The organism is Thalassolituus sp. UBA2009, assembly GCF_002335285.1.
Taxonomy (GTDB): domain Bacteria; phylum Pseudomonadota; class Gammaproteobacteria; order Pseudomonadales; family Oceanobacteraceae; genus Venatoribacter; species Venatoribacter alkanivorans.
Genome location: NZ_DDCJ01000020.1, coordinates 1 through 1,193, shown reverse-complemented (window position 1 = coordinate 1,193; position 1,193 = coordinate 1). Strand labels below are relative to the sequence as shown.

Sequence of the window (1,193 nt, the reverse complement as noted above, 5' to 3'; positions counted from 1 at the left end):
CGCGCCCGCCTGACGATGCTCGACTGGTCGTTTGAAGATGCCATGCGCTTTGCATTAACTGCCGGAGTATCACAAAGCCAGGCACGCAAAACCAAAGAGCCGTTATGGCCCCTTAATGGTGACGATAAAAACAAAGGCGTCTCTGAATAATCAATCGGCGGCAATGTCACACACCTGGCGCGTCAGCGCCAGGAAGGCGCCCAGCGCCAGCAATAAAAAGGCACAGGCAACAAGAATCGCCACCGGATAATACAGGTTACCGGCCAGATCGAGCTGGCTGTATTTAATAATCATAATCAGTGCTTCCAGCACCAGAGCAATACACACGGTGCCGACAAAACGGGTGATGGTGCGGCGGATATTCTGGAAAATATTTTCCCCGGCTTCTTCCGCCGCGTATTCCTTACCAACCCCCAACCCCAGCTCATACATTGCCAGCGCGATAACAAGCGTATTAATCGCCTTAATCACCAGCGTGACCATATCGCCATCACTGCTGAATAATCCGTTAAAAAACGTCGAAAACGATAATCCCACCAACAATAAAGCCAGCAGATGGAATACACCGGAAAATAATAAAGCGACGCCGGTTTTGTATTGATGAAGCAAAGGTTGGGCAGTGTTTCCCGATGGATTCAGTAACGAATTCAGCATAAGTCGGTCCCGTGACAGCGTTAAAAATACGTCTGTCTGAGACTGCCTCATCCCTGCACGGTTCCTTCTTTTTTTACAGCCAAAGCACAGCTGAAGTACAACTACAGGGCAGCTACAGGGCTGCAAGCGCTGCAAGCATTCCAGAAGTTAAGTGCGCAAGGTCGTTATCATCCATCACAAAAGGCGGCATCACATACAGCAGATTACCAAATGGCCGCACCCAGATACCGCGTTCCACGCAGGCTGGCTGCAGTTGCGCCATGTTCACCGGCTGCTGCATTTCAATCACGCCAATAGCACCCAACACACGGACATCAGCAACTCCCGGTAACTGACGTGCCGGCATTAATCCCGACAGCAGTCCCTGCTCCAGACGCGCGACCTGCGCCGCCCAGTCGTTTTCCAGCAGCAAATCGATACTTTCACAGGCCACCCGGCAAGCCAGCGGATTGCCCATAAAAGTCGGGCCGTGAAAAAAACACCCAGACTCACCAGTGCTGATGGATTCCGCAACCTGTGAGGTAGTAAGCGTTGACGCC

Annotated in this window: 2 protein-coding genes; both read right to left on the bottom strand. The window is 52.0% G+C overall.

What is annotated here, in order from left to right; translation table 11 throughout:
* Positions 1-150: 150 nt before the first annotated feature.
* Positions 151-654: a hypothetical protein gene (locus B3P58_RS02025; RefSeq protein ID WP_286715731.1), complete on the bottom strand. Its 504-nt coding sequence runs from the start codon at positions 652-654 to the stop codon at positions 151-153.
* 112 nt (positions 655-766) lie between these two features.
* Positions 767-1,193, bottom strand: a 427-nt coding sequence (locus tag B3P58_RS02020; protein ID WP_286715729.1) for an aminotransferase class III-fold pyridoxal phosphate-dependent enzyme, incomplete at its 5' end; no start/stop codon positions are given.

What these genes read in the sequence shown, in the direction of transcription:
- B3P58_RS02025 (WP_286715731.1), bottom strand. Translation starts at nt 654, where the DNA reads ATGCTGAATTCGTTACTGAATCCATCGGGAAACACTGCCCAACCTTTG.